Below are 22,926 nucleotides of genomic sequence, written 5' to 3' on the forward strand. Positions count from 1 at the left end.
CCATCCGGTCGGCTCGCCCAGCCCGTCGCCCGAAGGAGCCCGTTGGTGTCGATCCTGCCCGGTGCCGAGCCCGACCACCACGACGGCGGTCCGGTGGGCGTCCTGCTGTGTCACGGGTTCACCGGCACGCCGCAGTCGTTGCGGCCGTGGGCCCGACACCTCGCCGCGGCGGGGCTGACCGTGTCGCTGCCGCTGCTGCCCGGTCACGGCACCCGGTGGCAGGACATGAACCTGACCACGTGGCACGACTGGTACGCCGCCGTGGACCGCGCGTTCGACCGGCTGCGCGAGCGCTGCGACACGGTGTTCGTGATGGGTCTGTCGATGGGCGGCGGACTGGCCCTGCGGCTCGCCGAGCAGCACGGCGACAAGGTGGCGGGGCTGGTCCTGGTGAACCCGTCCGTACAGGCCGACGATCCGAAGGTGCGCCTGCTGCCGGTAATGCGGCACGTCATACCGTCGGTGGCCGGCATCGCCTCCGACATCCGCAAGGAGGGGTCGGTCGAGCTCGCCTACGCGCGGACGCCGGTGAAGGCCGCCTACTCGCTGTCCCGGTTCTGGCGGGTGGTCGGTGCCGACCTGCCGCAGGTGACCCAGCCGGTGCTGCTCCTGCACAGCCCGCACGATCACGTGGTCTCGCCGGCCAACTCCGAGACGGTGTTGGCCAGGATCTCCTCCACGGACGTCACCGACGTCCTGCTCAACGACAGCTATCACGTGGCGACGCTCGACCACGACGCGGAACGGATCTTCGCATCCAGCCTGGAGTTCGTACGCCGGCTCGCGCCGGACGCGCGGGCCACGGAGACGGCCGAGAGGGACTGAACGAACGGTGCGCGGACGTGGCAACGGACTCGACGCGGAGTCCTTCAAGCCCCTGACCGACCTCGATCCCGAGGCGGCGGACGTGATGCTGGTCGCCCTGCGGGACGCGGGGGTGGCGGCGTACGTCTCGACGCTGGAGCCCCGGGATCCGGACGAGGAGCCCGAGCAGATCGAGCGCCTGTGGGTGGACGCGGCGGCGACGTCGCGGGCGCGGGCCATCCTGCGTTCGCTGACCGAGCCGTCCGCGCCGCGTGCGCGGGCCAAGGAGCCGACGGCCGGACCCGCCGACATCCCGTCGGTGGAGCCGCCCCGGGCGCAGCCGGCCGAACCGGCGAACAACGATGCCGAGGCGCCCGCCGAGCGGCCGGGCGACGACGAGGTGTGGGCGCAGATCGTCGCGTCCTTCGACAGCGAGGTCGCCGACCCGGTGCCGCGCTGGCCGGTGGCCGAGGACCTGGGCGGCGAGCGGCGGGGACCCGAGGGGCCGGCCGAGGGCTCGTTCAAGGTCGGCCTGCCCGCCGCGCCGGGGCCGCGCGACTACTCGCTCGCGCCGCCGGGGCCGCCGGTGATCAACGAGTTGGACGAGGACCCCGACGAGCACTTCGTGCCGCCTCCGCCACCTCCGCTGCCCAAGACCGACGCGGCCACCAAGATCGCCTGGATCGCGCTGGTCGGCGGGCCGCTCTACCTCCTCGTGTCGGTGCTGCTCGGCCGCGCGGTCGGGCCGTGGACCTCGTTCGCCGCGTTCGCCGCGTTCACCGGCGGTTTCGTCGCGCTGGTGGCGCGAATGCGGCGGGATCGGGACGAGGACGACCCCGACGACGGCGCGGTGGTCTGACCCGGCCAGGGCGCGGTGATCCGAGTCGGCGACGGGAGCGCCGCGTCGGACGACGTCGGATGACCCGTTTCGGCGTGATTCGGCTTGATCCCGACCGGTTCTGACGGGGCGTCATGCCACATTGGAAGTCCCCGGCCGGGTACCTTCCTTGCGTGGACGCGGACAACGAGGGACGCCTGGTCGGCGGGCGCTATCTGCTCGCCGAGCGACTGGGGCGCGGGGGCATGGGTGCGGTCTGGCGAGCTCGGGACCAGGTCCTGGGACGCGAGGTCGCGGTGAAGGAGATGTTGCCGCAACCGGGCGCCGACGACACCGAACGGGCCCGGCTGCGCGAGCGCGCCGCCCGTGAGGCGCGCGCCGCCGCGCGGCTGAGTCATCCCTCGGTGGTGCGCGTCTACGACGTGGTCGAGGAGGACGATCGGCCGTGGATCGTCATGGAGTTGGTGCCCTCGCGCTCGCTCGCCGAGGTGATTCGGGGCGATGGGCCGATGGCCGCCGAGGCGGTGGCGGAGATCGGCCTGGCGATGATCGACGCGCTGCGCACGGCGCACGCGGCCGGGATCCTGCACCGTGACGTCAAACCGGGCAATGTGCTGATCACCCCCGACGGCCGGGCCGTGCTCAGCGACTTCGGCATCGCGGTGGTCGAGGGCGACTCGTCGGTGACCCAGTCGGGCGTGGTGCTGGGCGCCCCCGCGTACATCCCGCCGGAGCGGGCTCGGGGTCTGAGTCCCACCGCGGCCTCGGATCTGTGGTCGCTCGGCGCGACGCTGTACGCGGCCGTCGAGGGCAAGGCCCCCTTCGAACGCTCCACGCCGCTGGCCACGTTGACCGCGATCGTCAGCGAGGAGCCGGTGCCGGCCAAGCACGCGGGCCCGCTCGACCCGGTGCTGCAGGCGCTGTTGGCGCGCGATCCGGCCGGGCGGCCGGACGCGGCCGAGACCGAGGCGATGTTGCGCGACGCGCTGCGCGAGATCCGGGAGGAGCAGGCGGCCACCCGGGCGTTGCCGCCCGCGCTGCTGCCCGCGGCGAAGCCGATACCCGCGGCCGTACCCACGCCGCGGACCGTCGAGCCCGAGCCCGACGCGATATCCGGGGGCGAGGCGGAGATCGTGTCCCCGCTCGTCGCCCCACCCGCGAAGCCCCCGAAGCCGGTTCGGGAGGATCGCCCCGCCCGGACCTTCCCGTGGCTGCCGCTGCCGGCCGCGATCGCCGCCCTGGTGGTCTTCGGCGTCGTGGTCGGGCTGATCCTGTTCCTGATCGCCCCCGGCAATGACAAGAACGATCGGGCGAAGGGCGCCGCCGGCTCCGACTCGCCCTCGCCGCAGTCGGGTTCGACACCTCCGTCGAGCCCGGGGCCGGCCGCCGAGACCGCCCCGGTCGGCGGACAGCTCACCCAGCCGCCGAACACCGCGCCCCCGCCCAGCGATTCGGCGCCGCCGCCCGCACAGACCACACCCCCGACCCAGGGTTCGCCGCAGCCGCCGACCGGCACCGACGGCCTGCCGGCGGGCTGGACGCCGTACACCGGCGCCACCACCGGCTACAAAATCGGCCTGCCGCCCGGGTGGCGGAAGGTCAAGACCGAGGACAGCCAGGAGTTCTTCGCCAACGCCGAGGGCACGCTCAAGCTCAACGTGGACACCGTCGCCAGTTCACCGACCGACCCGGTCGAGGACTGGAAGCAGGCCGAGCCCGACGTCCGCCGTCGCTTCACCAACTATCAGAAGGTGAGCATCGAGAAGGCCGACTACCGGGATTACCCCGCCGCCGCCTGGCACTTCACCTACGGCAGCGGCACCCGGCACCACGTGCTCAACCTCGGCTTCACGGTGCCGTCCGGGCGCGGCTACTCGCTCTACATGGACACCCCGGAGGCGGTCTGGAACGACCCGGCCACGCAGCAGTTGCTGGCCGGCTTCATGGCGAGCTTCCGGCCCTGAGTCCGGGTGATGCCCGGGCAAGCCCGGGTGAGCCCGGGTGGTCCGGGACGATCCGGGTCAGCCGACGGGTATCCGCAGCGTGGCCAGCACCGGACGGTGGTCGGAGGCGGCGGCGTAGTCGGCGTCGGTGACGTCGTCGGGGACGCCGCAGCCGAGCACCTCGACGTGCTCGGACACGAACACGCCGTCCAGGCGGCGGCCGGGGTCGCGGCGCGGCGCGGTGAACTCCGAGCCGCTGGGCGCCGCCGGGTATCCGTCGCGGAGTTCCGCGGCCAGGCGGTCCCAGCCGGGACGGCCCGCCGACTCGTTGAAGTCCCCGGCCAACACCCGGTGTTCGGTGTCGAGCCCGGCCAGCCGGCGCAACAACTCGTCGGCCTGTGCCGGTCGTTCGGCGGCGGCCGGTCCGAACTGCGCGCTGGCCACCGCGAATTCGGCGCCGCCGACCGCCACCACCGCGCCGGCCGGCCCGAGCGCACGCCGTCCGGTCGCGGCCGGCGGCAGCTCGTCGTACGCCCGCCGCACGCTCACCCGCAGCCCGCCGAGCACGAGCAGCCCCGACGTGGCGCCGCCGCCGGCGATCACCACCAGGCCGCAGTCGCGCGCGAGGCGGGCCACCGCCTGCCGACGGCGCACGAAGCGGGGGCCCTCCTGGATGCAGAGCAGGTCGGGCGCGGCGTGCCGGACGATCCGCACCAGGGCGTCCCGATCGTCGCGCAGCGAACGCACGTTGTACGACATGACCCGGATCTCTCCGTTGCCGACGGCCACTGATGCCCCCTTGCCCGGTTCCAGGCTCCCGGCCCGAACCACGATCGACCAGCTGTGTACGCCCGCCCGGTCCCCGGGAGGCGGTGTGTTCCGCGCGTGTGGCGGCGGTGTCGTCAGTGGCGGGCCAGGTCCGCCGCGCCGACCAGTCCCGCGTCGCTGCCCAGGGTGGCGACCACGACCTCGGCGCCGAGCCGGTGGCCGCGGCGCAGCACGCTGCGGTAGGTCTCCAGGGCGGGGACGAGCAGGAGGTCGCCCGCGTCCGAGACGCCGCCGCCGATCACGAACGCGGCCGGGTCGAGCACGGCGGACAGGTCGGCCAGGCCCTGCCCGAGCCAGGTGCCCAGCTCGCGGAAGGCGGCCAGCGAGACGGGGTCGCCGAGCAGCGCGGCCTGGGTGACGTGCGGGCCCTGGATGCCCGCGGGGGTGCCGTCGCCGAGAGCGAGCAGCTTCTCCGCCGCCTCGGGCAGGCCGGCCGCCCGGTCGCGGGCGTAGCGGGTCAGCGCACTGCCGCTGGCGTACCGCTCCCAGCAGCCGTAGTTGCCGCACGGACAGGCGAGGCCGTCGGGGACCACCCGCATGTGGCCGGGCTCACCCGCTATCCCGCCGCCGCCCCGGTACAGCTCGCCGCCGAACACGATCGCGCCGCCGATGCCGGTACCGACGGTCACGCACATCACGTTGGTGTGCCCGGCGGCCGCGCCGAAGCGCACCTCGCCCCAGGCCGCGGCGTTGGCGTCGTTCTCGACCACGACCGGGAGGCCGATCAGCGCCTCCATACGATCCCGGAGCGGCTCGCCGACCCAGGCGCCGACGTTGGCCGAGAACAGCACGGTCGAACGGTCCGCGCCGATGAATCCGGCCGCGCCGAGCCCGACCGCCTCCACGACGTGGTTGCGCCGCAGGGTGTTGACCGCCTCGGCAATCACCTGCGCGGTGCCATCGGCGTCCTTGGGGGTGGCGACCTTGAGCCGATCGAGGATCACCCCGTCGGCGTCGACCACACCCGCGAGGATTTTGGTGCCACCGATGTCGACACCGATCGTGAGTCCCATGTCGTCCCAAGCTCGTTCGCGTGCATTGCCCGCAACGGATCGTACTGGTCCCTTCCCCGCCCCCACCCCACGCGTACGCCCGCCGGACACCACCCGACCGCCCACGACGCGGGCCGCGGGCGGCGGGGGCACCCGGCTACTCGTCGTCGTCGAGCCGGATCCGCTCGCTCTCGGCCGGCTTCGCGGCCCACCGGCGCTCGCGGTCGCCGACGAAGGCCCGGTACGCGGACGCCAGCTCGGTCCCGGCGGCGGCCAGGTGCGCGGCCACCTCGGGGTGCCTGCGCGCCATCTGCTCGCGCACCGCCCCGGCCTGCTCCACCAGCGTCTCGGCCAGCCGCCGCGCCTCCTCCGCCAACCGCGCGGCCGGCGCCTGATCCCCCTTGTCGGCGCCGGTCAACGACTCCCCGAGCCGCCGAGCCTCCTCCCCGAGCCGCGCCCAGGGGTCGACTCGCTCCCGCGCACCGTCCCCCTCGGCCTTCGCGTCCGCGGCCGGCGGCACCTCGTCCGTGCTGCCCGCCCACGCATCCGCCGCGTCCTCGCCCGTCACCCGCTCATCAGGATCCATCCGACGCATTCTCCGCGCTCCCACCGCCCGACGCGAACCCTGCGCCCCGATCCCCGCCGACGAAGGGCGGTTCCGCGCCGCGGATCAAAGTCCTCCGACCGGGCCGCCACCGAGAAGCCCAACGCCAGGCCACCGCGCACGTGAGCGGCCCGAGCATGCCCAAGCAGTGCGCCGGGCCCCCACCGCTACTGCGGCGCGCGCATCCACACGGCCGGGTCCGGGACGAAGCGCACGCGCAGGACGCCGTCGCGCAGGCCCGCGCCCTCGATGAGGCAGCGGCGCAGCGCCGAGGGCAGCCGGATCAGCCGGCGGTGCGGGCCGATCGTGATCACCAGTTCGTCGCCGCGGCGCAGCAGGTCCAGCTCGTCGCGATCCGTGCCCGGCAGCGGCAGCAGCAACAGCAGCCGCTCGCCGTCGCGTTCGATCGTGTGCCCGTCGTCGTCGGCCGCGCCGCCCGGACCCACCGGGCCGAAGTGCGCAGCCACGTCGGCGAGTTCGCTCGCGCCCAGCGGCTCGGCGGGCAGCACGGGGATCTGCGCCAACGGCACGCGCGGGAACAGCGCGCACAGCGCGTCCACGGTCTCGCGCGCCACCTCGGCCCGCACCCGCACCGCCGGATCGGGCGAGTCGGCCGCGCCGACCCCGTTGACGATCACGTCCTCGATGCGATGCCCGTACAGCGCCAGCGCCGAGGCGGCCCGCCGCGCCGCGGCCAGCGCGACCGTGCCGGGCCGCACCACCAGCCGCACGGTCGTGGTCGGCGCCGCCACCAGCGCGCGCAGCACCTCCAGCTCGGCGGCCACCCGCCGGGCCGTGTCGTACACCCAGTCGTCGGGCATCGGCACCCCGGCGACCGCCGCGAGCACCGGCCGCAACGCGCGCGCCGCCTGCCGCTCCACCGGCAGCAGCCGGTCCACATAGCGGGCCAGCCCCTGCGGCACCGCGAGCGCCGGCACCGCCCGCTCGGCGGCGGGCAGGTCGACCACGATCAACTCGTAGCGCCGCGAGTCCACCGCCCGCGCCAGCACCCGCAGCGCCAGCACATCCCCCGCGCCCGGCGGCACGGTGATCTCCTCGGGATCCAGCGGCTCCACCCCGACCACCCCGAGCGCGGCGCCCAACTGTGCCTGCACCAGCAGGAACTCGCGCTCGAATTCGGCCCGGACCGCGACCCGCTGCACGGTCAGCCCGGGCAGCACGTCGAAGGGGTCGGCGCCGACCGGCACGTCGAGCACCGTGTCCACGTCGCGCGTGCCGTCGGCGGCGAGGAGCAGCGTGCGCCGCCCGGCCCGCGCCGCGGCCACCGCGGTCGCCGCCGCGACGGTCGTGCGCCCGGCGCCCGGGAGACCGGTGACAAGCAGGACCCGCGTCACCGCCGGGTCAGCTCTCGACGCGCTTCTTGAGCCCGGTCAGGGCCCGATCGATGATGACCTTCTCCGCCTTGCGCTTGAGCATGCCCAGCATCGGGATCTTGACGTCGACGGTGAGTTCGTAGGTGACCTCGGTGCCGCCGGCGATCGGGCTCAGCGCGTAGCGACCGTCGAGCGACTTGAGCATCTGGCTGGTCACCAGGGTCCACCGCACCTCGCGGTCGTCCTCCCAGGTGTAGCCGAGCACGTGCTCGTCGCTGATCACGCCCGCGTCGAGCTTGAACCGCACCCGCACCGCGCGCCCGGTCGACTCGTCGACCTCCAGGACCTCGGTCTCCTTGACCTCGCCGGTCCACTCGGGATAGCCCTCGAACCCCGCGATGACGGCCATGACCTCGGCCGGCGTGGCGTCGATCGTGATGGTCGAGCTGGTCCGTTCAGCCATCGTGAGGAGTCCTCCGGAAGCTCGCGTAGCCGTTGTTGGCCGTCTCGACAACACCTCAAGATGGTCGAGTACGGCCGATCCGCTCGAAGGTTATCGTGCCCGACCTGCGGGGACGCGGCACCGGCTCACCAGGTGAGGACGTACGGTTTCCCGGTGGCCTGGAAATGCCCCACGTTGACACATTCGGTGCGGCCGATCCGCATCCGCGCGCGCAGCGGCTGATGCACGTGTCCGAACAGCACCAGGTCGGGCCCGGTCTCGTGGATCGCCCGCAACACCGCCTCGCTGCCGCGCTCGAACCGCCGGGCGACCACGTCGTAGGTCAGGTCCGGCACGGCGGGCGGGATGTGGCAGCACAACACGTCGACGCGACCGACCGCGGCGACCTTGGCCGCGTACTCCTCGTCGGAGATCTCGTACGGCGTGTGCATCGGGGTGCGCAGCCCGCCACCGACGAAGCCGAAGGTGCGACCGCCGATCTCCACCACCTGGCCGTCGAGCACGGTCACCCCCTCGCGCGCGTAGTCGGGCCACAGCTCAGGCACGTCGACGTTGCCGTAGGTGACGTAGGTGGGGGTGGGGAAGGCCGCGAACAGGGCGGCGTACTGGCGGCGCACCGCCGCCTCGATCGCCTGCCGGGCGCCGCCCGGCACACCCGCCCACAACGAGCCGGAGAAGGCCCGGGCCTCGGCGAAGCGGCGGGCGTTGCGCAGCGCGAGCAGTTCGCGGGTGTTCTCCACGCCGAACAGGTCGGTGAAGATGCCGCGGTCCAGGTCGTGGTAGTCGAGGAAGAGCACCAGATCGCCCAGACACACCAGGGCGTCGGCGCCGTCGCCCGCGCGGGCGAGCGCCTCGGCGGCACCGTGGACGTCGCTCACCACGTGGACCCGCATGTCGGTCACTGTACTGACGGCTTCGAACCGAAACCGACGACACCGGGGGGTTGCCTCCGTCACACCCGCCCCGCGCGCCGAATCGATACTCTCGACATGCCCGGTCGAATCGGGACGGATGCTCGTCGGCCCCGCCACGAATTCCGAGTCGATACGGATGTGGGCTTGTCCGCAGCGTGAGACCGGGCACAGGATCCTCACGACCCCTGTCCCCCAGACCTACTTGCCAGTAACGTCTGCCCCCGTCAACGAGTCGGCAAGATGGACAGCCACCGAGACGGCCGGCAACACCGACACCGGCACCGGCAGCGCCGACCTCCGGCGCCGAGACCGCAACGAGGAGCATCAGTGCGCGAGTGCAGCGTCCCGGCCCTGGCCGAGGTTCCCGCCGAGGGCAACCTGACCGACCTCATCAAGCGCAATGCCGCAGAGGCACCGGATGCCCCGGCGCTGGCCCGCAAGGTGGGCGGACGCTGGACGGACGTGACCTCGACCCGGTTCCTGGCCGAGGTGTACGAGGTGGCCAAGGGCCTGATCGCGGCGGGCATCGAGCCCGGCGACCGGATCGGCCTGATGTCGCGCACCCGCTACGAGTGGACGCTGCTCGACTTCGCCATCTGGTGCGCCGGCGCGATCTCGGTACCGGTGTACGAGACCTCCTCGGCCGAGCAGATCGAGTGGATCCTGTCCGACTCGGGGGCGCGGGCGGTGGTCGTGGAGAACGCGGCGCACCAGGGCGCGGTCGAGCGAGCGCGCGAGCGGCTGCCGGAGCTGGCCCACGTGTGGCGGATCGACGAGGGCGACGGCGAGGCGGCGGTGCCCGCGCTCACCGCCGCCGGGCGCGAGGTGGCCGACGCGGTGGTCGACGAGCGCCGTGCGGGCCTGCGCGCCGACTCGGTCGCCACCATCATCTACACGTCGGGCACCACCGGGCGGCCCAAGGGTTGCGTCCTGACACACGGCAACTTCCAGGCCGAACTGGGCAACGTGGTCGCGCTGCTGAACCGGCTGTTCGTCCCGGAGAAGTCGAGCTGTCTGCTGTTCCTGCCGCTCGCCCACGTGCTGGGCCGGATCCTGGAGATCGGCTGCATCATGGCCCGGGTCCGGATCGGGCACTGTCCGGACGTCAAGCAGCTCACCGGCGAACTCCAGACCTTCCAGCCGACCTTCGTGCTCGCCGTGCCGCGCGTGTTCGAAAAGGTCTACAACGCGGCCTCCGCCAAGGCGCAGGCCGACGGCAAGGGCAAGATCTTCGAGATGGCCGCCGAGACGGCGATCGCGTACAGCGAGGGCATGGACAGCGCGAGCATCAGCCTGGGCCTGCGGATCAAGCACAGGGTGTTCGACAAGCTGGTCTACGGCAAGCTGCGCGCGGCACTCGGCGGCCAGGCCACACACGCCATCTCCGGCGGCGCGCCGCTGGGCACCCGGCTCGGCCACTTCTTCCGCGGCATCGGCTTCACCGTCCTGGAGGGCTACGGCCTGACCGAGACGTGCGCCGCGCACACGGTCAACCCCGCCGAGGGCATCCGGATCGGCACGGTCGGTCGGCCGGTGCCGGGCTCGGCGGTGCGGATCGCCGAGGACGGCGAGATCCTGGCCAAGGGTCCGAACGTGTTCACCGGCTACTGGAAGAACGACGCGGCCACCGCCGAGGCGTTCGAGGACGACGGCTGGTTCCGCACCGGCGACATCGGCGTCCTGGACGACGAGGGCTTCCTGACCGTGACCGGGCGCAAGAAGGAGATCCTGGTCACCGCCGGCGGCAAGAACATCGCGCCGGCCCTGATCGAGGACCGGATCCGGGCCCACCCGCTGATCAGCGAGTGCATGGTGGTCGGCGACCGCCGCCCGTTCGTCGGCGCGCTGATCACCATCGACCCGGAGGCCTTCCCGATCTGGAAGGAGCAGAACGGCAAGCCCGCCGACGCGACGGTCGCCGATCTCGCCGACGACCCGGACCTGCTGGCCGCCGTCCAGGACGCGGTCGACGAGGGCAACAAGGCCGTCTCGCGCGCCGAGGGGGTGCGCAAGTTCCGCGTGCTGACCATCAACTTCACCGAGGAGAGCGGCCATGTGACGCCGTCCCTCAAGCTCAAGCGCAACCTGGTGCTCAAGGACTTCGAGCAGGACATCGAGAAGATCTACGAGGGCTGAGCACACGCGGGCGGGCGGGCTCCGGGATCCCGGGGCCGCCCGCCCTCGGCACGTGTGTCGCTCAGCCCGCCTTCGGGTCGAGCAGCCCCCGGAGCCGTTCCGAGAGCAGGTCCCACCGCCAGGCCCGCTCCACCCAGCCGCGGCCCGCCGCGCCCATCCGGGCGGCCCGCTCCGGGTCGGCCAGCAGGCCCGCCACCCGGTCGGCGACGGCGGCCGGCGAGCGGCCGTCGACCACGTGGCCCGTCTCGCCCTCGAGGACCGCGTCGGGCGCGCCGCCCGAATCGCCCGCCACCACCGGCCGACCCACCGCCGACGCCTCCAGGTAGACGATCCCCAGGCCCTCCACGTCCAAGCCGCGACGCCGGGTGCGGCACGGCATCGCGAACACGTCGCCCGCCTCGTGGTGCGCGGGCAACTCGGCCCACGGCACCGCGCCGGTGAACACCACCGAGTCGCGCACGCCGACCTGGTCGACCATCGTCTCCAGGCGGTCCCGGTACGGCCCGGCGCCGACGATCAGCAGCGCCGCGTCCGACACCCGGCGGCGAATCCTCGGCAGCGCGTGCACGAGTACGTCCTGGCCCTTGCGCGGCACGAGCCGCGACACGCAGACCACGACCGGCCGATCGCTCAGGCCGTATCGGGCGCGCACCTCGGCGCCGCCCACGTCCGGGCGGAAGACGGTCTCGTCCACGCCGGGCGGCAGTTGCACCATGCGCGCGGCGGCGGCCGGGGTGAGCGCCGGCGCGATCTTGCCCCGGGTGTACTCGCCCAGGTAGGTGACCGTGTCCACCCCCTCGCCGATCCGCCGCAACAACTGCCTGGCGCCCGGCAGTACGGCCCAGCCCGCCTCGTGCCCGTGCGTGGTGGCCACAAGACGGTCCACGCCGACCGCGCGCAGGCTCGGCGCCATCAGGCCCAGCGGCGCCGCCGCGCCGAACCAGACGGTGTCGCAGCCCTCGGCCCGGGCGATCTCCCGGGCCCGGCGTACCGCGCCCGGCGTGGGCACCAGCATCGACGTACGATCACGCACCACCGGGAAGGGCTGCGCCGCGTCGAACGCGGCCGTCTCGGCCCGGTCCCGCCACGAGGACGTGTAGACCACGACGCCGTCCGCGGGCAGCCGCAGCGCCATGGAGTGCACGAAGGACTGGATGCCGCCGGGCCGGGGCGGGAAGTCGTTGGTGACGATCAAGGTCTTCATCACGCACGAGGATCCCAGACCCGACGCGCCGGCCGGCGGAAGGATACGGTCGAAGCGGGCGCTCTCTGTACGATCCGTCGGTGAGCCTTCCCTCGTGGCACCGTGCGCGGAATCCGTTCCGTACGCCGTCGGGCGCACTCTGGGCCGTCGTGCTCGTCTGGGCGGCGACCCGGGCGGTGTTGCTGCTGACGGCGATGGAAGTGGTGCCCAATCCCTGGCCGTTCGTCACCGGTGACGCGCGGGCGATCTACCGCGAGTGGTTCCACGTGTTGCGCTCGGGGACCTTTCCGGTGGACGACGTGCGCTGGCAGTACCCGCCGGGCGCGGCCGGGGTGTTGCTGCTGCCCGGGCTGCTGCCGTTCGACTACGCGACGTCGGTGTACCTGCTGATGCTCGTCGCCGACGCGGCGGTGGTGTGGCTGCTGGCCCGGGGCATCCCGCGCGGGGTGCCGCCGTACGGCGCGGCGTTGTGGGTGGTGGCGGTGCCGCTGCTCGGGCCGATAATCCTGGCCCGGTACGACCTCGCGGTGACCGCGCCGACGGTGGCGGCGCTGGTCCTGATCACGGGCCGGCGCACCGACCGACACCGGCTCGCGGGGCTGCTGACGGGCTTCGCGACGGCGATAAAGTTGTGGCCGGCGCTGATCTTCGTGGGGCTGCGCGGGCGACGCGGGCCGGCCCGGGCGTACGCGTGGACCCTGCTCGGCGCCGCGGTGGTGGTGCTCGGCTTCGCCGCCGCGCTTCCGGGGGCCTTCGCGTTCCTGGGCTACCAGCGCGAACGCGGCATCGAGGTGGAGTCGGTGTTCGCCGTGCCGTTCCACCTCGCCTCCTGGTGCGGGTGGAGCGGGCAGGTCCGGGAGAGCTACGGATCGCTCGAATTCCACGGCCCGTACATCACCGCGGTGGGCCGAATCAGCCTGCTCACCAGCGTGCTGGGCTTCGGTTGGCTGCTGCTGTGGCGGGTGCGGGCCCGCCGGTTCACCACGTCCACGGCGCCCGACGCGGCGCTGTGCGCGATGTTGATCTTCGTGACCACGAGCCGGGTGATCAGCCCGCAGTATCTGGTGTGGCTGATCGGTTTGGCGGCGGTGTGCCTGCTGCGGCCGGACACCACCCAGCGCCCGCCGGCCGTACTGCTGCTGTGCGCGATGCCGCTGACCACCCTGGAATTCCCGATCTGGTTCGGCGAACTCCTTCGGAGCGAGCCGGCCGCGGTCCTGGCCCTGACCGCCCGCAACACCCTGCTGGTGACGGCGACGGCGTGGTCGGCCCGGCGACTGTGGCAGGCGAGCCGCGTCGTCGACGACAGCACCCCGACAACGCCGACAAAGCAACCCCCGACCCCGACGGACCCACACCGCCCCGTGGCGAAGTCCACCGTGTAGGCACACCACGCCCCTTCGACACCAACACAAGCCCCCGACGCGCTGCCCACACGCCTGCACACGACGCACCGACCACAGCACACTGGAACACGACGACCGAAACGACTCTCGACGGAGGTGTGTGCCCATGCCGGCAACATTCAAGACGCACATCGGTGGTGCCGTCGTGGAACTGCCCGCGACCGTGCGGACCATCCGGGAATCGTTGCCCGAGGAGTGGCACAAGGAGTTCAACGAGGCGGTGGAGGACTGCCCGGCGAACGAACTGTTCGCGCTCCTGGCCAAGTGGGCGCTCAAGCCGACCACGGCCGAGGAGGAGGACCGCGCCGTCTTCGAGATGCTGGAGCGCCGCGAACGCGAATTCGTCGAGCAAAAGCGCCGGGAAGCCGAAGCGGGTGAACCGGGATGAGCTTTCGCGTCGACTACACCCCGGACTGCGACAAGGTCCGTGGACGACTCACTCCCGCACAGCGCGGCGACCTCGACGCGGGGATGGCGGCGATCGCCCGCGATCCGTATGGATGCGGGTCGAGCGCGACCTACTCCAGGGACCGGCGCGAGGCGACGCTCGGCCGCAGCATCTTCGTCGTCTACCAGGTATCGGCGGGACAGTTGCTCGTGACCGTCGTTCGCATACAGCCCGGTCCCTGAGCGGCCGCGCCGCTACCCCTTGCCGTGCAGGCGTTCCCAGTCTCTTGCCGAGGCGATGCGTTCGGGGGCGGACGGGTGGGAGGCGAAGAGGAATTGCAGGATCGGATTCGGGGTGACGTTGGAGCGATTGGTCACGGCCAGGTTGTGCTGCATGCGGATGAACGCCTCCGGGTCGCGGGTCAGGTCGAGGGCGTGCACGTCCGCCCGGGCCTCCAGCCGCCGGCTGATCAGCATCTCGCCGGGGCCGGCCAGCGTGCCGATCACCGCGACCGCCGCGAGCAGCAGGGCGAGCGAGCGCGGGTCGCCCGCGGCGTCCGCGCCGGCCCGACGCAGCAGCGGCGACCAGGACATCAGCAGGCCGAGCCCGCAGACGCCGGCGGCCATCGCGGCGGCGCCGATCAGCGTGCCGTGCAGCACGTCGTTGCGCTTGGCGTGGCCCAGTTCGTGTGCCGCGATCAGCTCCACCTCGCGCGGATCCGCGTCGCGCACGGTGGTGTCGTACACCACGATCCGCCGGGTCGAGCCGAACCCGGACACGTACGCGTTGAGCGCGGTGGTCCGCCGCGACGCGTCCGCGACCAGCACGTCCTGTACGGGCACCCCGTCCCGCTCGGCCAGTTGCAAAAGCGAGGTGCGCAGCGGCCCGTCGGGCATCGAGTGGAACTTGTTGAAGGCCGGTTCGACCAGGAGCGGGTACAGGAACGAGATCGCCACCACGAGCAGCGCGCCCCCGCCGGCCGCGATCAGCCAGCCGGCCCGGGGCAGCGCCCGGATCAGCGCGTACAGCGCCAGCGCCACCACGAGCAGCAGCCCGGTGGACATCGCGAAGCCCTTGCCCAGATCGGCCCACCAACTCCCCCAGCTCTGCACCGACAGCCCGTAGCGCCGCCGGACCACCTCCAGGCGAGCCGCGAACGGCAGCGTGGCCAGCCGGCCGATCAGCGCGAGCACCAGCCCGCCGAGCAGGATCCGCCAAGCCCATCCACCACCCAGGGGCCGGGCGACCGCCTCGATGATCCGCGCCCCCGCCGGGGTGAGCCCGAGCACGAGGGACACCACCAGGGACAGCGCCATGGACAGGTAGGCGGGCGGGCGCGCGGCCCGGGCCAGCGCCTGCCCGCGAGCGATCTCGGCGGCGGTGAAGTCCCGGGCCGCGTCCGGGTGGGTGAACCCGCCCGGCGGCTCCGGCAGCGGGCGCCACGGCGTGGTCACCGCGACCGCCACGAGCAGCACCACACCCGTGCAGATCAGGCAGATCAGCAACAACCTCTGGACCGACATGCCCGCCGTGCCCCCGTCATTCGGCCTGCGTCCGCAGGTAGTCGAGCCAGGTCTTGGTGAACGCGTCGGGCCCGGTGCCCAGGACGGACACCATCGCCGACGACAGGGCCGACGCCGCGTCGGGCGCGCCGACCCCGGGCGGCCGTTCGGCGCCGACCGTACGGTACAGCTCGACCAGCTTGGGCCGGCCCCACCGCTCCGCGATCAGTTTGCAGGCCAGCCACCCCATCTCGTACGCCTGGGGCAGGTCCTCCTGCGTGGTCTCGAAGGTCGTGTCGGCGGGCAGCTGTACGGGCACCTTGCCCGCCTTGACGTCACGGCGCAGTTCGGGCGCGGCGGTGCGCATCGTCTGCGCCGACTCCAGGTAGCCGACGTAGTCCGCGAACCCCTCGGACAGCCAGGTCGGCGTCCACGCCCGGGTGAACGCGCGGCTCGCCACGTGGGTGATCTCGTGCGTCATCACCACCCGGCGCTCCAGGTCGCCCAGCTCGCGGAAGGCGTCCGGGTTGACGATCACCCGGTCGGCGGCGGCCGCGTCGGCCGCCGCGCCGCGCTCGCCGGTGGTGACCGCGGCGATCTTGGCGTACTTGCTCGGTTCGGCGCCGAGCAGCCGGGCCATCTCCGCCTGGGTGCCGGGCACCACCACCACCGCCCGCCCGGGCCAGGACTCGCCCCACACCGCGCTCACCTGCGGCACGGCCTTGTCGGTGGTGTCGGCGAACTCGCGCAGCGCGGCACGGGTGCCGATACCGAGCACGATGCTGTGCGCGCCCTGGACCACGGTGACCGGGCCCAGGTCCCACACCTGGGCGGGGGTGCGCATCCCGGTCGCGGCGCCGTCGCCGTCGGCGGTGAGATACCAGGTGCCGCCCCGCAGTACGAAGGTCAGGAACTGCGGCACCCGCACCGGCGCCACGTCGTGTCCGGTGATCCGGTAGAGCAGGTCCACCTGGGCGGTGAACACGGGCCCGCCGAGCGCGTTCTTGCGCGCGGCGGAGAGGTCGAACGCGTCGGGCGTGACGATCTCGTACTCCCACGCGGCGAACGGCACCTCGGCGATGTTGTCGAAAACGCCCATCTGGTTCTGCCGAAACGTCGGGTTCTGCGGGTCGACGGTGGACGAGAGCGCCTCGCGGTCCCGGGTGAGGAACGCGTTCGCGCGCCGTTCCAGGAGGGCGCCGATCGCTATCCGGCGGGCGTTCGCGTGCTGCTCGCCATCGCCGCTCGCCCCGGGGCCGGCGGAGCGGCCGGCGTGAACGCCGGGAGGGGTGTGGGTCACCGTGTCGGCGACGAATCGGGTCACCCCGAGCACGGCCCCGAGTTGGGCGAGCGCGCACACCACGACCAGAACGGGCAGCAGGCTGCGGATCCGGCGCGCGGCCCGATTCGGGTCATCCACCGCTCGATCGTAACGTGGGCCCGTGCGCTCCCCACCCGGAACGGGGACCGGGGCTGCGGCGAACGGGTGTCGCCGACCCGCCCCGGAGCGGTCCCACCGCCCGGTTCAGCCCCGGCGGTCGGCCGGGCGCCGAACGCCCGGCGGATCGCCGCCGTCGCGCGCCGATCCGCTCGGTGTCGCGAACATCCCCTCCGCCGCGAACAGGCGCAGCGCGGTCAGCGTCTCCTCGTCCAACTCGATGTAGTCGGGCCGGCCGGCGGGCTCGGGGGGCGGCCCGGGGTCGGCGGGATCGCCGAGGTCGCCGAAGTCGCCGAAGTCGCCGAAAGAAGCGGTATTCGATAATTCGGGCGATATGTCGATGCCGATGATGCGGGCGCCGATCAGGGCCGGCCCGATCGAAGCCGGGATCGCGCAGCCGGCGGCGCCGGCGCGCCCTCGGCCGCGGTGTGTACGACAGGCGATGCGCATGTGACTCCTCCCCCTCGTCGACCTTCCTCGTCAACGGTAGGGAGCGCTACCGACACGCGGTGCGGTCAGCCGCGGGTGAGCCTGCGCAGCAACATCGTCGAAGGCACCGGGCGGGCACCCGCCTTGCGCACGCCCTCGGCCACCTCGCGGTCCGTGGAGACCACCACGACCGGCCGGCCCGGCGGCTCGGCCCGGACCAGCCGGCGGATCAGCTCGTCGGCCGTCTCGCCCGGCTTGCTGAACATCACCCGCACCCCGCGCGCGGGGGCGAGCAGCACCGGCGCGTCCAGCTGTGCGCCGTCGAACACGCAGGTCACCTCGCAACCGGTCTGCGCGGCGAGCCCGGTCAGCCCGCCGACCAGCCGGTCGCGCTGCTTGTTCAGCGCGAGCGTGGGATAGCCGGTCTTGGTCACGTTGTAGCCGTCGATCACCAGGTGCGCCTGGGGCAGCGCGAGCAGTTGGTCGAGCAGGGCCGGGTCGTCGCCCTCCAGCGCGCGCTGCGCGATGTCCTTTATCCCGGACGCGCCCGGCACGACCGCGTCCACCATGTCGGCCGGCCTGATCCCGACCGGAGGCAGCGCCAGCTCGCGACGCAGGCCCTGGGCCGCCTCCAGGACGGTGTCCAGGAGCAGCCGGACCCGAGTGTCCTCCATGCTGCGTCCCTCGCGGGCCGCCCGGCGGCTGGCCTCCAGGGCCGATTCGACCTCGGCGACCCGGCCGCGCAGCCGGCGGGCCTCCTTCTCCGCGGCGGCGATCGCGGCCTGCGCCTCGACCCGCACCGCGTCCAGCTCGGAGCGGGCCCGGCGGGCCTCCTTCTCCTCGTGCTTGGCACTGCCCTGCAGGCCGCGCACCTGGCGGCGCAGGTGGTCGGCCTCCTTGCGGGCCGTCTCCAACTCGGCGCGCAGCCGTTCGTGCTCGGTCTTCGAGGCCGCGCGCAGTACGCCGACCTCGTGCTCCAGCCGGGACAACGTCTCGGCGGCCTCGGCCTCGGCGCGGTCGGCGGCGGCCTCCTTGGCCGCGTCGCCGGCGGTCTCGATCAGCCGGACCCAGCCGCGCGGGCGCAGCAGATAGGCGGCCGCGGCCACGTCGAGCGGGTCGGCCGCGGCGGGCACCTTGCCCGCTTCGAGCGCCTCGGAGATCTCCGGCAGGCCCTTGCGGAAGCGCTCCGCTATGCGCTGGCGGAACACCGGATCGTTCTCCAGCGCGGCGGCCAGCGGCGTCGCGGCGAACTTGGCCCGGCGCTGGTGGGTGAACCGGGCGAACCGGCGCAGCGGCCCCGGGACCTCGTCGGCGGTCATCGTGCCGAGCGCGTCGGCGGCCACCGAGATCACCCGGACCCGGACCGCCTCCGGCAACGGTCCGCTCAACACCTCGGGCTCGACGGCCGGCGCCTCGGACGCGGCGCGCTCCGCCTCGGGCTCGACGGCCCCGGCGGGCACGTCGGCGGCGGGATGTGTACCGGCCGGCGGCTCGGCGGCCCCGTGCGCATCCGAGGCGACGGCGTGATGCACGGCCCCGTCGGACTCCTCAGACCCCGCAGACCCCGCAGACCGTAGCGACCCCGCCGCGGAATCGACGAGCCCGTTGGCCCCGGCCTGCCGCCCCGGTTCGACGGGCTCCGCATCGGTCGCGGCATCCGTCGCCGCCGCGGTCCCGGACTGCGCGTCGAGGTCGGGCTCGGCGGCCGGCACCGCCTCGGCGGCGTCGGCGGCGTGCGCAGGCGTGACCTCGTCCGCGCGGGTATCCGGTCCGCTCACTGCTCCTCCGGTCCTTCCCGTTCCCTCGAGGCCCCTCCCCGCGTCACCGTTGCCGGGACGCCGACGCCTTGATCATGGCGTGTTCCGCACCGCCGGCGGTCGCGCCGGGCCGCCCCGATGCCGAAACGATGCACAGTCCCATTGTCCCCGGACGGTTGCGGCGATCAGGTCGCGTCGGGGCGTGCCACCAGTTCGACGGAATCGGTCGCGTTGCACCAGCGGCAGCGCACCGACTCGATCTCGTCCGAGACGATCTCGCGCTCCTCGACCCGCGGGGCGCCCGCCAGGTCGAGGTGGGTGAACTCCACGGCCTTGGTGGTCCGCGTCACGTCGAACCGGGTCAGGTTGCCGCACAGTGTGCAACGCCACCGGGTGTCCTCGGTGGGGGCCTGGATCGACATGCGTGTTCCTTTCCTGGTTCGGTCCGCGAAGCCTTACCCGTTCACCATCGGCCGCGTACACCCCATGATGCCGGGCTGCGAGAGGTACCTGGGCGCGGCCGTGTCGGGCCGGAAACGTACCGTCCGGTACATGAGCAGCACCGCGCACCGGGATTGCCGGTCACGAGGTTCGGCGGGTCAGGGCTTGCCGGCGGCCGACCCGCCGCGGCGTTCCCGCCCGCCGGACAGTATCGCCCCGGGCCACGAGTTGCGAACCATGCCCGGATCCCGAGCGATTCGTGACGAGGTGGAGCGGCAGGTGTTCACGGTCGTCGATCTGGAGACCACGGGCCTGGATCCGCAGGAGGCCCGAATCACCGAGATCGCCGCCGTCCGGGTGCGTGGGGCGGACCGCCTGGGCGAGTTCGCGACCCTGGTCGCGCCCGGGGTGCCGATCCCGGAGTTCATCACCGACCTGACCGGGATATCCGACGATCTGGTGGCCGACGCGCCCCCGCTGCGTCTGGTGCTGCCGGCGTTCACCCACTTCGCCGAGGACGCCATCCTGGTCGCCCACAACGCCCCGTTCGACGTGGGCTTTCTGCGTACCGCGAGCATCGCGTGCGACCACACCTGGCCCGACTTCCGGGTTGTCGACACCCTCGCCCTGGCCCGTGCGCTGCTGCCCGCCGGGACACTGCCGAACCTGCGATTGGGCACCCTCGCGCGCTACTTCGAGGCGCCCACCGACCCGACCCACCGAGCGCTGGCCGACGCACGCGCGACGGCACACGTGCTACGCGCGTTCATCGACCGGATGCACGCGAGCGGGCGCCACGAACTGGCCGACCTCCTGGCCCTGGGCCGCCCCCCGACACCGGGCGTCCGCGAGCGCCAAACCACTCCGATCGGGTGACCCGTGACCCGGATTCGAGTACACATGGTTGCGCCGGCGATCCCGCACCGACGGGCGCGCCGACTAAGCTCGGGCACCTTGTCGTCGACAGCCGGAGGACTACCCCGTGATCACCGCGATCGTGCAGGTCAAGACGCGTGTGGACCAGACCCCGGAAATCGCGGAGGCGATCGCCGCGATCGAGGGCGTGAGCGAGGTCTACTCGGTGACCGGTGAATTCGACCTGATCGCCATGGTGCGCGTACGCGCCCACGACGACCTGGCCGACGTCATCCCCGGCCGCCTCAACAAGGTCCCGGGAGTAGAGGCCACCACCACCCACATCGCCTTCCGCACCTACTCCCAACACGACCTCGAAGCAGCCTTCGCGATCGGCCTCGAATAACCAAACCCAAACAAGCGCCACCCAAGCCCCCCACCCGCAGCCGACCCCAGAGGCAACCGGCCCACCCAGCCCGTCCGGCGCTTGAGGACAAACGGGCCGCAACCCAACGCCGGAGGCAACCCAATCAGCCCGTCCGGCGCTTGAGGACACCCGGGCCGGAGGCCGGCCCAGGAAGCGACCCAGCCCCACCCAGCCCGTCCGGCGCTTGAGGACAAGCGCACCGCAACCCAACTCCGCAGGCGACCCAATCAGCCCGTCCGGCGCCTGAGGACAAACAGGCCCCAGCCCAACGCCGGAGGCAACCCAATCAGCCCCTCCGGCGCCTGAGGACAAACAGGCCGCAACCCAACGCCGCAGGCGACCCAATCAGCCCGTCCGGCGTTTGAGGACGACCCGCCCCGTCCAAGGCCCAGGCACGCGACCCGCGCCGACCCACACCCCCGTCACGCCGCAGGCAACACGCGCGGGTCCGAATCAGGAACGCACCGGCCCCCATCCACCGTGTAGCTCCACCGCGCCCCCCGCTCCACCACTTCCCGAACCGCCGCCGCAAAGCGGTCCAGGTGCTCGACGGGCGTCCCCACACCGAAGCTGACCCGGATCGCGTTGAGGTTCTGCTGCCCCTCCGGCGCGTCCGGCGACCCACACTCGGTCGGCTGATCGGCCCGCCCGCCCAACAGGTGCCGCACCAGCGGGTGCGCGCAGAACAGCCCGTCCCGCACCCCGATCCCGTACTCCGCCGACAACACCGCCGCGAACCGCGAGCTGTTCCACCCTTCGACCACGAACGAGAGCACACCCACCCGCGCCGACTCGGGCCCGAACAGCTCCAGCGTCCGCACCTGGGGAATCTCCGCCAACCGCGCCCGCAACCGCGCCAACAACGCCTCCTCGCGCGCGACCAGCGCCGCCGGCCCCGCCTCGGTGATCGCCCGGCACGCGGACGCCAACGCGTAGGCGCCGATCACGTTCGGCGACCCCGCCTCGTGCCGGGCCGCGCCGCTCTGCCACTCGACGTGGTCGCGCGAGACCGCCTTGCTCGCCCCGCCGCCCGCCAGGTACGGCTCCGCCGCGTCCAGCCAGTCCCCGCGCCCCGCCAACACCCCCGAGCCGAACGGCGCGTACAGCTTGTGCGCCGACAGCGCGACCCAGTCCACGTCCAGGTCCGCGACCGACACCGGGTGGTGCGGCGCCAGTTGCGCCGCGTCCAGCACGATCCGCGCCCCGAACCGGTGCGCCACCTCGGCCAGTTCCGCCACCGGGAACAACTCGCCGGTCACGTTCGAGGCACCGGTCACACACACCAGCCGAGGCCCGTCGCCGGAGCCTTCGAGCGCGGCCTCCAGCGCCGCGACCGCCTGTTCCGGCGAGGACGGCGCCGCCAACTGGGTCACCCCGGCATGCCGACGCCACGGCAGCAGCGCCGCGTGGTGCTCGGTCTCGAACACGAACACCCGGGTGCCGCGCGGCAGTACCGAGGCGAGCAGGTTCAGCGAATCGGTGGTGCCCCGGGTGAACAGCAGCGTGTCGTCACCCCGCAACCCGAGGAACTCCGCGACCGTGGCCCGGCTCTGCTCGTACAGCTCGGTGGACAACTGCGACAGGTAGCCGGCACCGCGATGCACGCTGCCGTAGTACGGCAGATAGCCGGCCACGTCGTCCCACACCCGCTGCAGACACGGCGCGCTGGCCCCGTAGTCGAGCGCCGCGTACTCCACCTCACCCCCGGTGACCAGCGGAACGAGCACATCCCGCCCGACCACGGGCAGCGGGGCGGCAATGGCGACATCGGCGTCGAAGGCAACGGAGGCGGCGGAAGCGGCACCGGCGGTCATGGCAAATCTCCTCGGCAGACGAGAACCGACCCCACGCAATGTCGAGAAGTCGACATCAAAACAGCGCGGAGTGATCCCCGGATGAAATGTGGTCTCGGAAAAGCGACGCGCGACGACTCAGCGCGTACGGAATGGGCCGATCAACCCGTTTCGAGAAAGAGATTTCACGCCATCACATGCTCCCCAGGTACAGGACCCGGTTCGCATGGGGCAATTGCCTGCCACCACACCAGGGGTCCGCGCTTGCCGGGACGCCTGACGACGCCCGACCGTGTCATCACCCGGGGCACCCCACCGCGGAGCGAGGGTTGCCGGACAGCAAGCCGGGGCTTTCCACTGTCACTCGTGACCTGCGCAGAATTATTACCGCAGGAATCGCCGCGCGCAACGACCACTCCACCGGTTCCAC

At 72.9% G+C, this 22,926-nt stretch carries 22 protein-coding genes and 1 riboswitch; of the genes, 9 read left to right on the plus strand and 13 right to left on the minus strand.

The genetic code is table 11. From position 1 onward, the window contains the following. The first annotated feature begins 45 nt into the window (after positions 1-45). The 3 genes from ACWGR4_RS43420 to ACWGR4_RS43430 all read left to right on the plus strand — a co-directional run bounded on the left by ACWGR4_RS43420 (position 46) and on the right by ACWGR4_RS43430 (position 3,606). A complete protein-coding gene (locus tag ACWGR4_RS43420) occupies positions 46-825 on the plus strand; it encodes an alpha/beta hydrolase (protein WP_380012625.1) in 780 nt (259 codons plus the stop codon). A 7-nt stretch (positions 826-832) separates the two neighbouring features. Then, positions 833-1,663: a hypothetical protein gene (locus ACWGR4_RS43425; protein ID WP_380012622.1), complete on the plus strand. Its 831-nt coding sequence runs from the start codon at positions 833-835 to the stop codon at positions 1,661-1,663. A 152-nt stretch (positions 1,664-1,815) separates the two neighbouring features. After that, complete coding sequence (locus ACWGR4_RS43430; protein ID WP_452130626.1) at positions 1,816-3,606, plus strand: protein kinase domain-containing protein; 1,791 nt, start codon at positions 1,816-1,818, stop codon at positions 3,604-3,606. Between the two features lie 57 nt (positions 3,607-3,663). Here the strand turns inward: ACWGR4_RS43430 and ACWGR4_RS43435 are convergent, their stop codons facing one another. The 6 genes from ACWGR4_RS43435 to ACWGR4_RS43460 form a co-directional block, all read right to left on the minus strand. Further along, positions 3,664-4,374, minus strand: a complete 711-nt coding sequence (locus ACWGR4_RS43435) for an endonuclease/exonuclease/phosphatase family protein (RefSeq protein ID WP_380012616.1) — start codon at positions 4,372-4,374, stop codon at positions 3,664-3,666. 113 nt (positions 4,375-4,487) lie between these two features. Further along, positions 4,488-5,426, minus strand: coding sequence for an ROK family glucokinase (locus tag ACWGR4_RS43440; protein WP_078977551.1), 939 nt, complete (start codon positions 5,424-5,426; stop codon positions 4,488-4,490). 136 nt (positions 5,427-5,562) lie between these two features. Continuing rightward, a complete protein-coding gene (locus ACWGR4_RS43445; protein ID WP_452130627.1) occupies positions 5,563-5,991 on the minus strand; it encodes a DUF5304 family protein in 429 nt (142 codons plus the stop codon). A 185-nt stretch (positions 5,992-6,176) separates the two neighbouring features. Beyond that, complete coding sequence (locus ACWGR4_RS43450) at positions 6,177-7,364, minus strand: ArsA family ATPase (RefSeq protein WP_380012609.1); 1,188 nt, start codon at positions 7,362-7,364, stop codon at positions 6,177-6,179. A 7-nt stretch (positions 7,365-7,371) separates the two neighbouring features. Further along, positions 7,372-7,806: an SRPBCC family protein gene (locus tag ACWGR4_RS43455; RefSeq protein ID WP_380012606.1), complete on the minus strand. Its 435-nt coding sequence runs from the start codon at positions 7,804-7,806 to the stop codon at positions 7,372-7,374. Between the two features lie 125 nt (positions 7,807-7,931). Further along, positions 7,932-8,699 carry a metallophosphoesterase family protein gene (locus ACWGR4_RS43460; protein WP_380012603.1) on the minus strand — a complete coding sequence of 256 codons (768 nt, stop codon included), beginning with the start codon at positions 8,697-8,699 and terminating at the stop codon, positions 7,932-7,934. Between the two features lie 348 nt (positions 8,700-9,047). On the opposite strand from ACWGR4_RS43460, the gene ACWGR4_RS43465 reads away from it, so the two are divergent. Continuing rightward, the gene (locus tag ACWGR4_RS43465; protein ID WP_452130628.1) at positions 9,048-10,856 is read left to right on the plus strand and encodes an AMP-dependent synthetase/ligase; all 1,809 of its coding nucleotides are present in this window, start codon (positions 9,048-9,050) and stop codon (positions 10,854-10,856) included. Positions 10,857-10,917: 61 nt separating this feature from the next. Here ACWGR4_RS43465 and ACWGR4_RS43470 read toward each other — a convergent pair whose 3' ends face one another. Then, a complete protein-coding gene (locus tag ACWGR4_RS43470; RefSeq protein ID WP_452130629.1) occupies positions 10,918-12,063 on the minus strand; it encodes a glycosyltransferase family 4 protein in 1,146 nt (381 codons plus the stop codon). A gap of 77 nt (positions 12,064-12,140) precedes the next feature. Here ACWGR4_RS43470 and ACWGR4_RS43475 point away from each other — a divergent pair, with 77 nt between their 5' ends. The 3 genes from ACWGR4_RS43475 to ACWGR4_RS43485 all read left to right on the plus strand — a co-directional run bounded on the left by ACWGR4_RS43475 (position 12,141) and on the right by ACWGR4_RS43485 (position 14,096). Further along, on the plus strand, positions 12,141-13,445 hold the full coding sequence (locus ACWGR4_RS43475) for a glycosyltransferase 87 family protein (RefSeq protein ID WP_452130630.1): 1,305 nt from the start codon (positions 12,141-12,143) through the stop codon (positions 13,443-13,445). Positions 13,446-13,572: 127 nt separating this feature from the next. Then, a complete protein-coding gene (locus ACWGR4_RS43480; protein ID WP_380012591.1) occupies positions 13,573-13,854 on the plus strand; it encodes a hypothetical protein in 282 nt (93 codons plus the stop codon). Further along, complete coding sequence (locus ACWGR4_RS43485) at positions 13,851-14,096, plus strand: hypothetical protein (RefSeq protein WP_452130631.1); 246 nt, start codon at positions 13,851-13,853, stop codon at positions 14,094-14,096. The genes ACWGR4_RS43480 and ACWGR4_RS43485 overlap by 4 nt, the downstream gene beginning before the upstream one ends. 12 nt (positions 14,097-14,108) lie before the next feature. On the opposite strand, the gene ACWGR4_RS43490 is transcribed toward ACWGR4_RS43485, so the two are convergent. The 5 genes from ACWGR4_RS43490 to ACWGR4_RS43510 all read right to left on the minus strand — a co-directional run bounded on the left by ACWGR4_RS43490 (position 14,109) and on the right by ACWGR4_RS43510 (position 19,402). Then, the gene (locus tag ACWGR4_RS43490) at positions 14,109-15,377 is read right to left on the minus strand and encodes a M48 family metallopeptidase (RefSeq protein ID WP_395789104.1); all 1,269 of its coding nucleotides are present in this window, start codon (positions 15,375-15,377) and stop codon (positions 14,109-14,111) included. Between the two features lie 16 nt (positions 15,378-15,393). Continuing rightward, positions 15,394-16,776 carry a hypothetical protein gene (locus ACWGR4_RS43495; RefSeq protein WP_452130632.1) on the minus strand — a complete coding sequence of 461 codons (1,383 nt, stop codon included), beginning with the start codon at positions 16,774-16,776 and terminating at the stop codon, positions 15,394-15,396. Between the two features lie 105 nt (positions 16,777-16,881). Beyond that, positions 16,882-17,244 (minus strand): hypothetical protein, encoded by a 363-nt coding sequence (locus ACWGR4_RS43500; RefSeq protein ID WP_452130633.1) that lies wholly within the window; start codon positions 17,242-17,244, stop codon positions 16,882-16,884. A 65-nt stretch (positions 17,245-17,309) separates the two neighbouring features. Beyond that, entirely contained in the window at positions 17,310-18,683 is a 1,374-nt protein-coding gene (locus tag ACWGR4_RS43505; RefSeq protein WP_452130642.1) for an NYN domain-containing protein, read from the minus strand. A 482-nt stretch (positions 18,684-19,165) separates the two neighbouring features. After that, complete coding sequence (locus ACWGR4_RS43510; RefSeq protein WP_126638347.1) at positions 19,166-19,402, minus strand: hypothetical protein; 237 nt, start codon at positions 19,400-19,402, stop codon at positions 19,166-19,168. A 256-nt stretch (positions 19,403-19,658) separates the two neighbouring features. On the opposite strand from ACWGR4_RS43510, the gene ACWGR4_RS43515 reads away from it, so the two are divergent. Then, complete coding sequence (locus tag ACWGR4_RS43515; protein ID WP_452130634.1) at positions 19,659-20,297, plus strand: exonuclease domain-containing protein; 639 nt, start codon at positions 19,659-19,661, stop codon at positions 20,295-20,297. 106 nt (positions 20,298-20,403) lie between these two features. Then, positions 20,404-20,682, plus strand: coding sequence for an Lrp/AsnC ligand binding domain-containing protein (locus ACWGR4_RS43520; RefSeq protein WP_078977541.1), 279 nt, complete (start codon positions 20,404-20,406; stop codon positions 20,680-20,682). Positions 20,683-21,125: 443 nt separating this feature from the next. Here the strand turns inward: ACWGR4_RS43520 and ACWGR4_RS43525 are convergent, their stop codons facing one another. Then, on the minus strand, positions 21,126-22,517 hold the full coding sequence (locus ACWGR4_RS43525; RefSeq protein WP_452130635.1) for an aminotransferase class V-fold PLP-dependent enzyme: 1,392 nt from the start codon (positions 22,515-22,517) through the stop codon (positions 21,126-21,128). Positions 22,518-22,751: 234 nt separating this feature from the next. After that, a riboswitch (SAM riboswitch) is annotated at positions 22,752-22,868 on the minus strand. Positions 22,869-22,926: the final 58 nt, after the last annotated feature.

The sequence above is a fragment of the Embleya sp. NPDC055664 genome, from assembly GCF_053618075.1.

What these genes read in the sequence shown, in the direction of transcription:
- ACWGR4_RS43515 (WP_452130634.1), top strand. Translation starts at nt 19,659, where the DNA reads ATGCCCGGATCCCGAGCGATTCGTGACGAGGTGGAGCGGCAGGTGTTC.
- ACWGR4_RS43440 (WP_078977551.1), bottom strand. Translation starts at nt 5,426, where the DNA reads ATGGGACTCACGATCGGTGTCGACATCGGTGGCACCAAAATCCTCGCG.
- ACWGR4_RS43510 (WP_126638347.1), bottom strand. Translation starts at nt 19,402, where the DNA reads ATGTCGATCCAGGCCCCCACCGAGGACACCCGGTGGCGTTGCACACTG.
- ACWGR4_RS43445 (WP_452130627.1), bottom strand. Translation starts at nt 5,991, where the DNA reads ATGGATCCTGATGAGCGGGTGACGGGCGAGGACGCGGCGGATGCGTGG.
- ACWGR4_RS43485 (WP_452130631.1), top strand. Translation starts at nt 13,851, where the DNA reads ATGAGCTTTCGCGTCGACTACACCCCGGACTGCGACAAGGTCCGTGGA.
- ACWGR4_RS43500 (WP_452130633.1), bottom strand. Translation starts at nt 17,244, where the DNA reads ATGCGCATCGCCTGTCGTACACACCGCGGCCGAGGGCGCGCCGGCGCC.
- ACWGR4_RS43490 (WP_395789104.1), bottom strand. Translation starts at nt 15,377, where the DNA reads ATGTCGGTCCAGAGGTTGTTGCTGATCTGCCTGATCTGCACGGGTGTG.
- ACWGR4_RS43525 (WP_452130635.1), bottom strand. Translation starts at nt 22,517, where the DNA reads ATGACCGCCGGTGCCGCTTCCGCCGCCTCCGTTGCCTTCGACGCCGAT.
- ACWGR4_RS43460 (WP_380012603.1), bottom strand. Translation starts at nt 8,699, where the DNA reads ATGCGGGTCCACGTGGTGAGCGACGTCCACGGTGCCGCCGAGGCGCTC.
- ACWGR4_RS43480 (WP_380012591.1), top strand. Translation starts at nt 13,573, where the DNA reads ATGCCGGCAACATTCAAGACGCACATCGGTGGTGCCGTCGTGGAACTG.
- ACWGR4_RS43455 (WP_380012606.1), bottom strand. Translation starts at nt 7,806, where the DNA reads ATGGCTGAACGGACCAGCTCGACCATCACGATCGACGCCACGCCGGCC.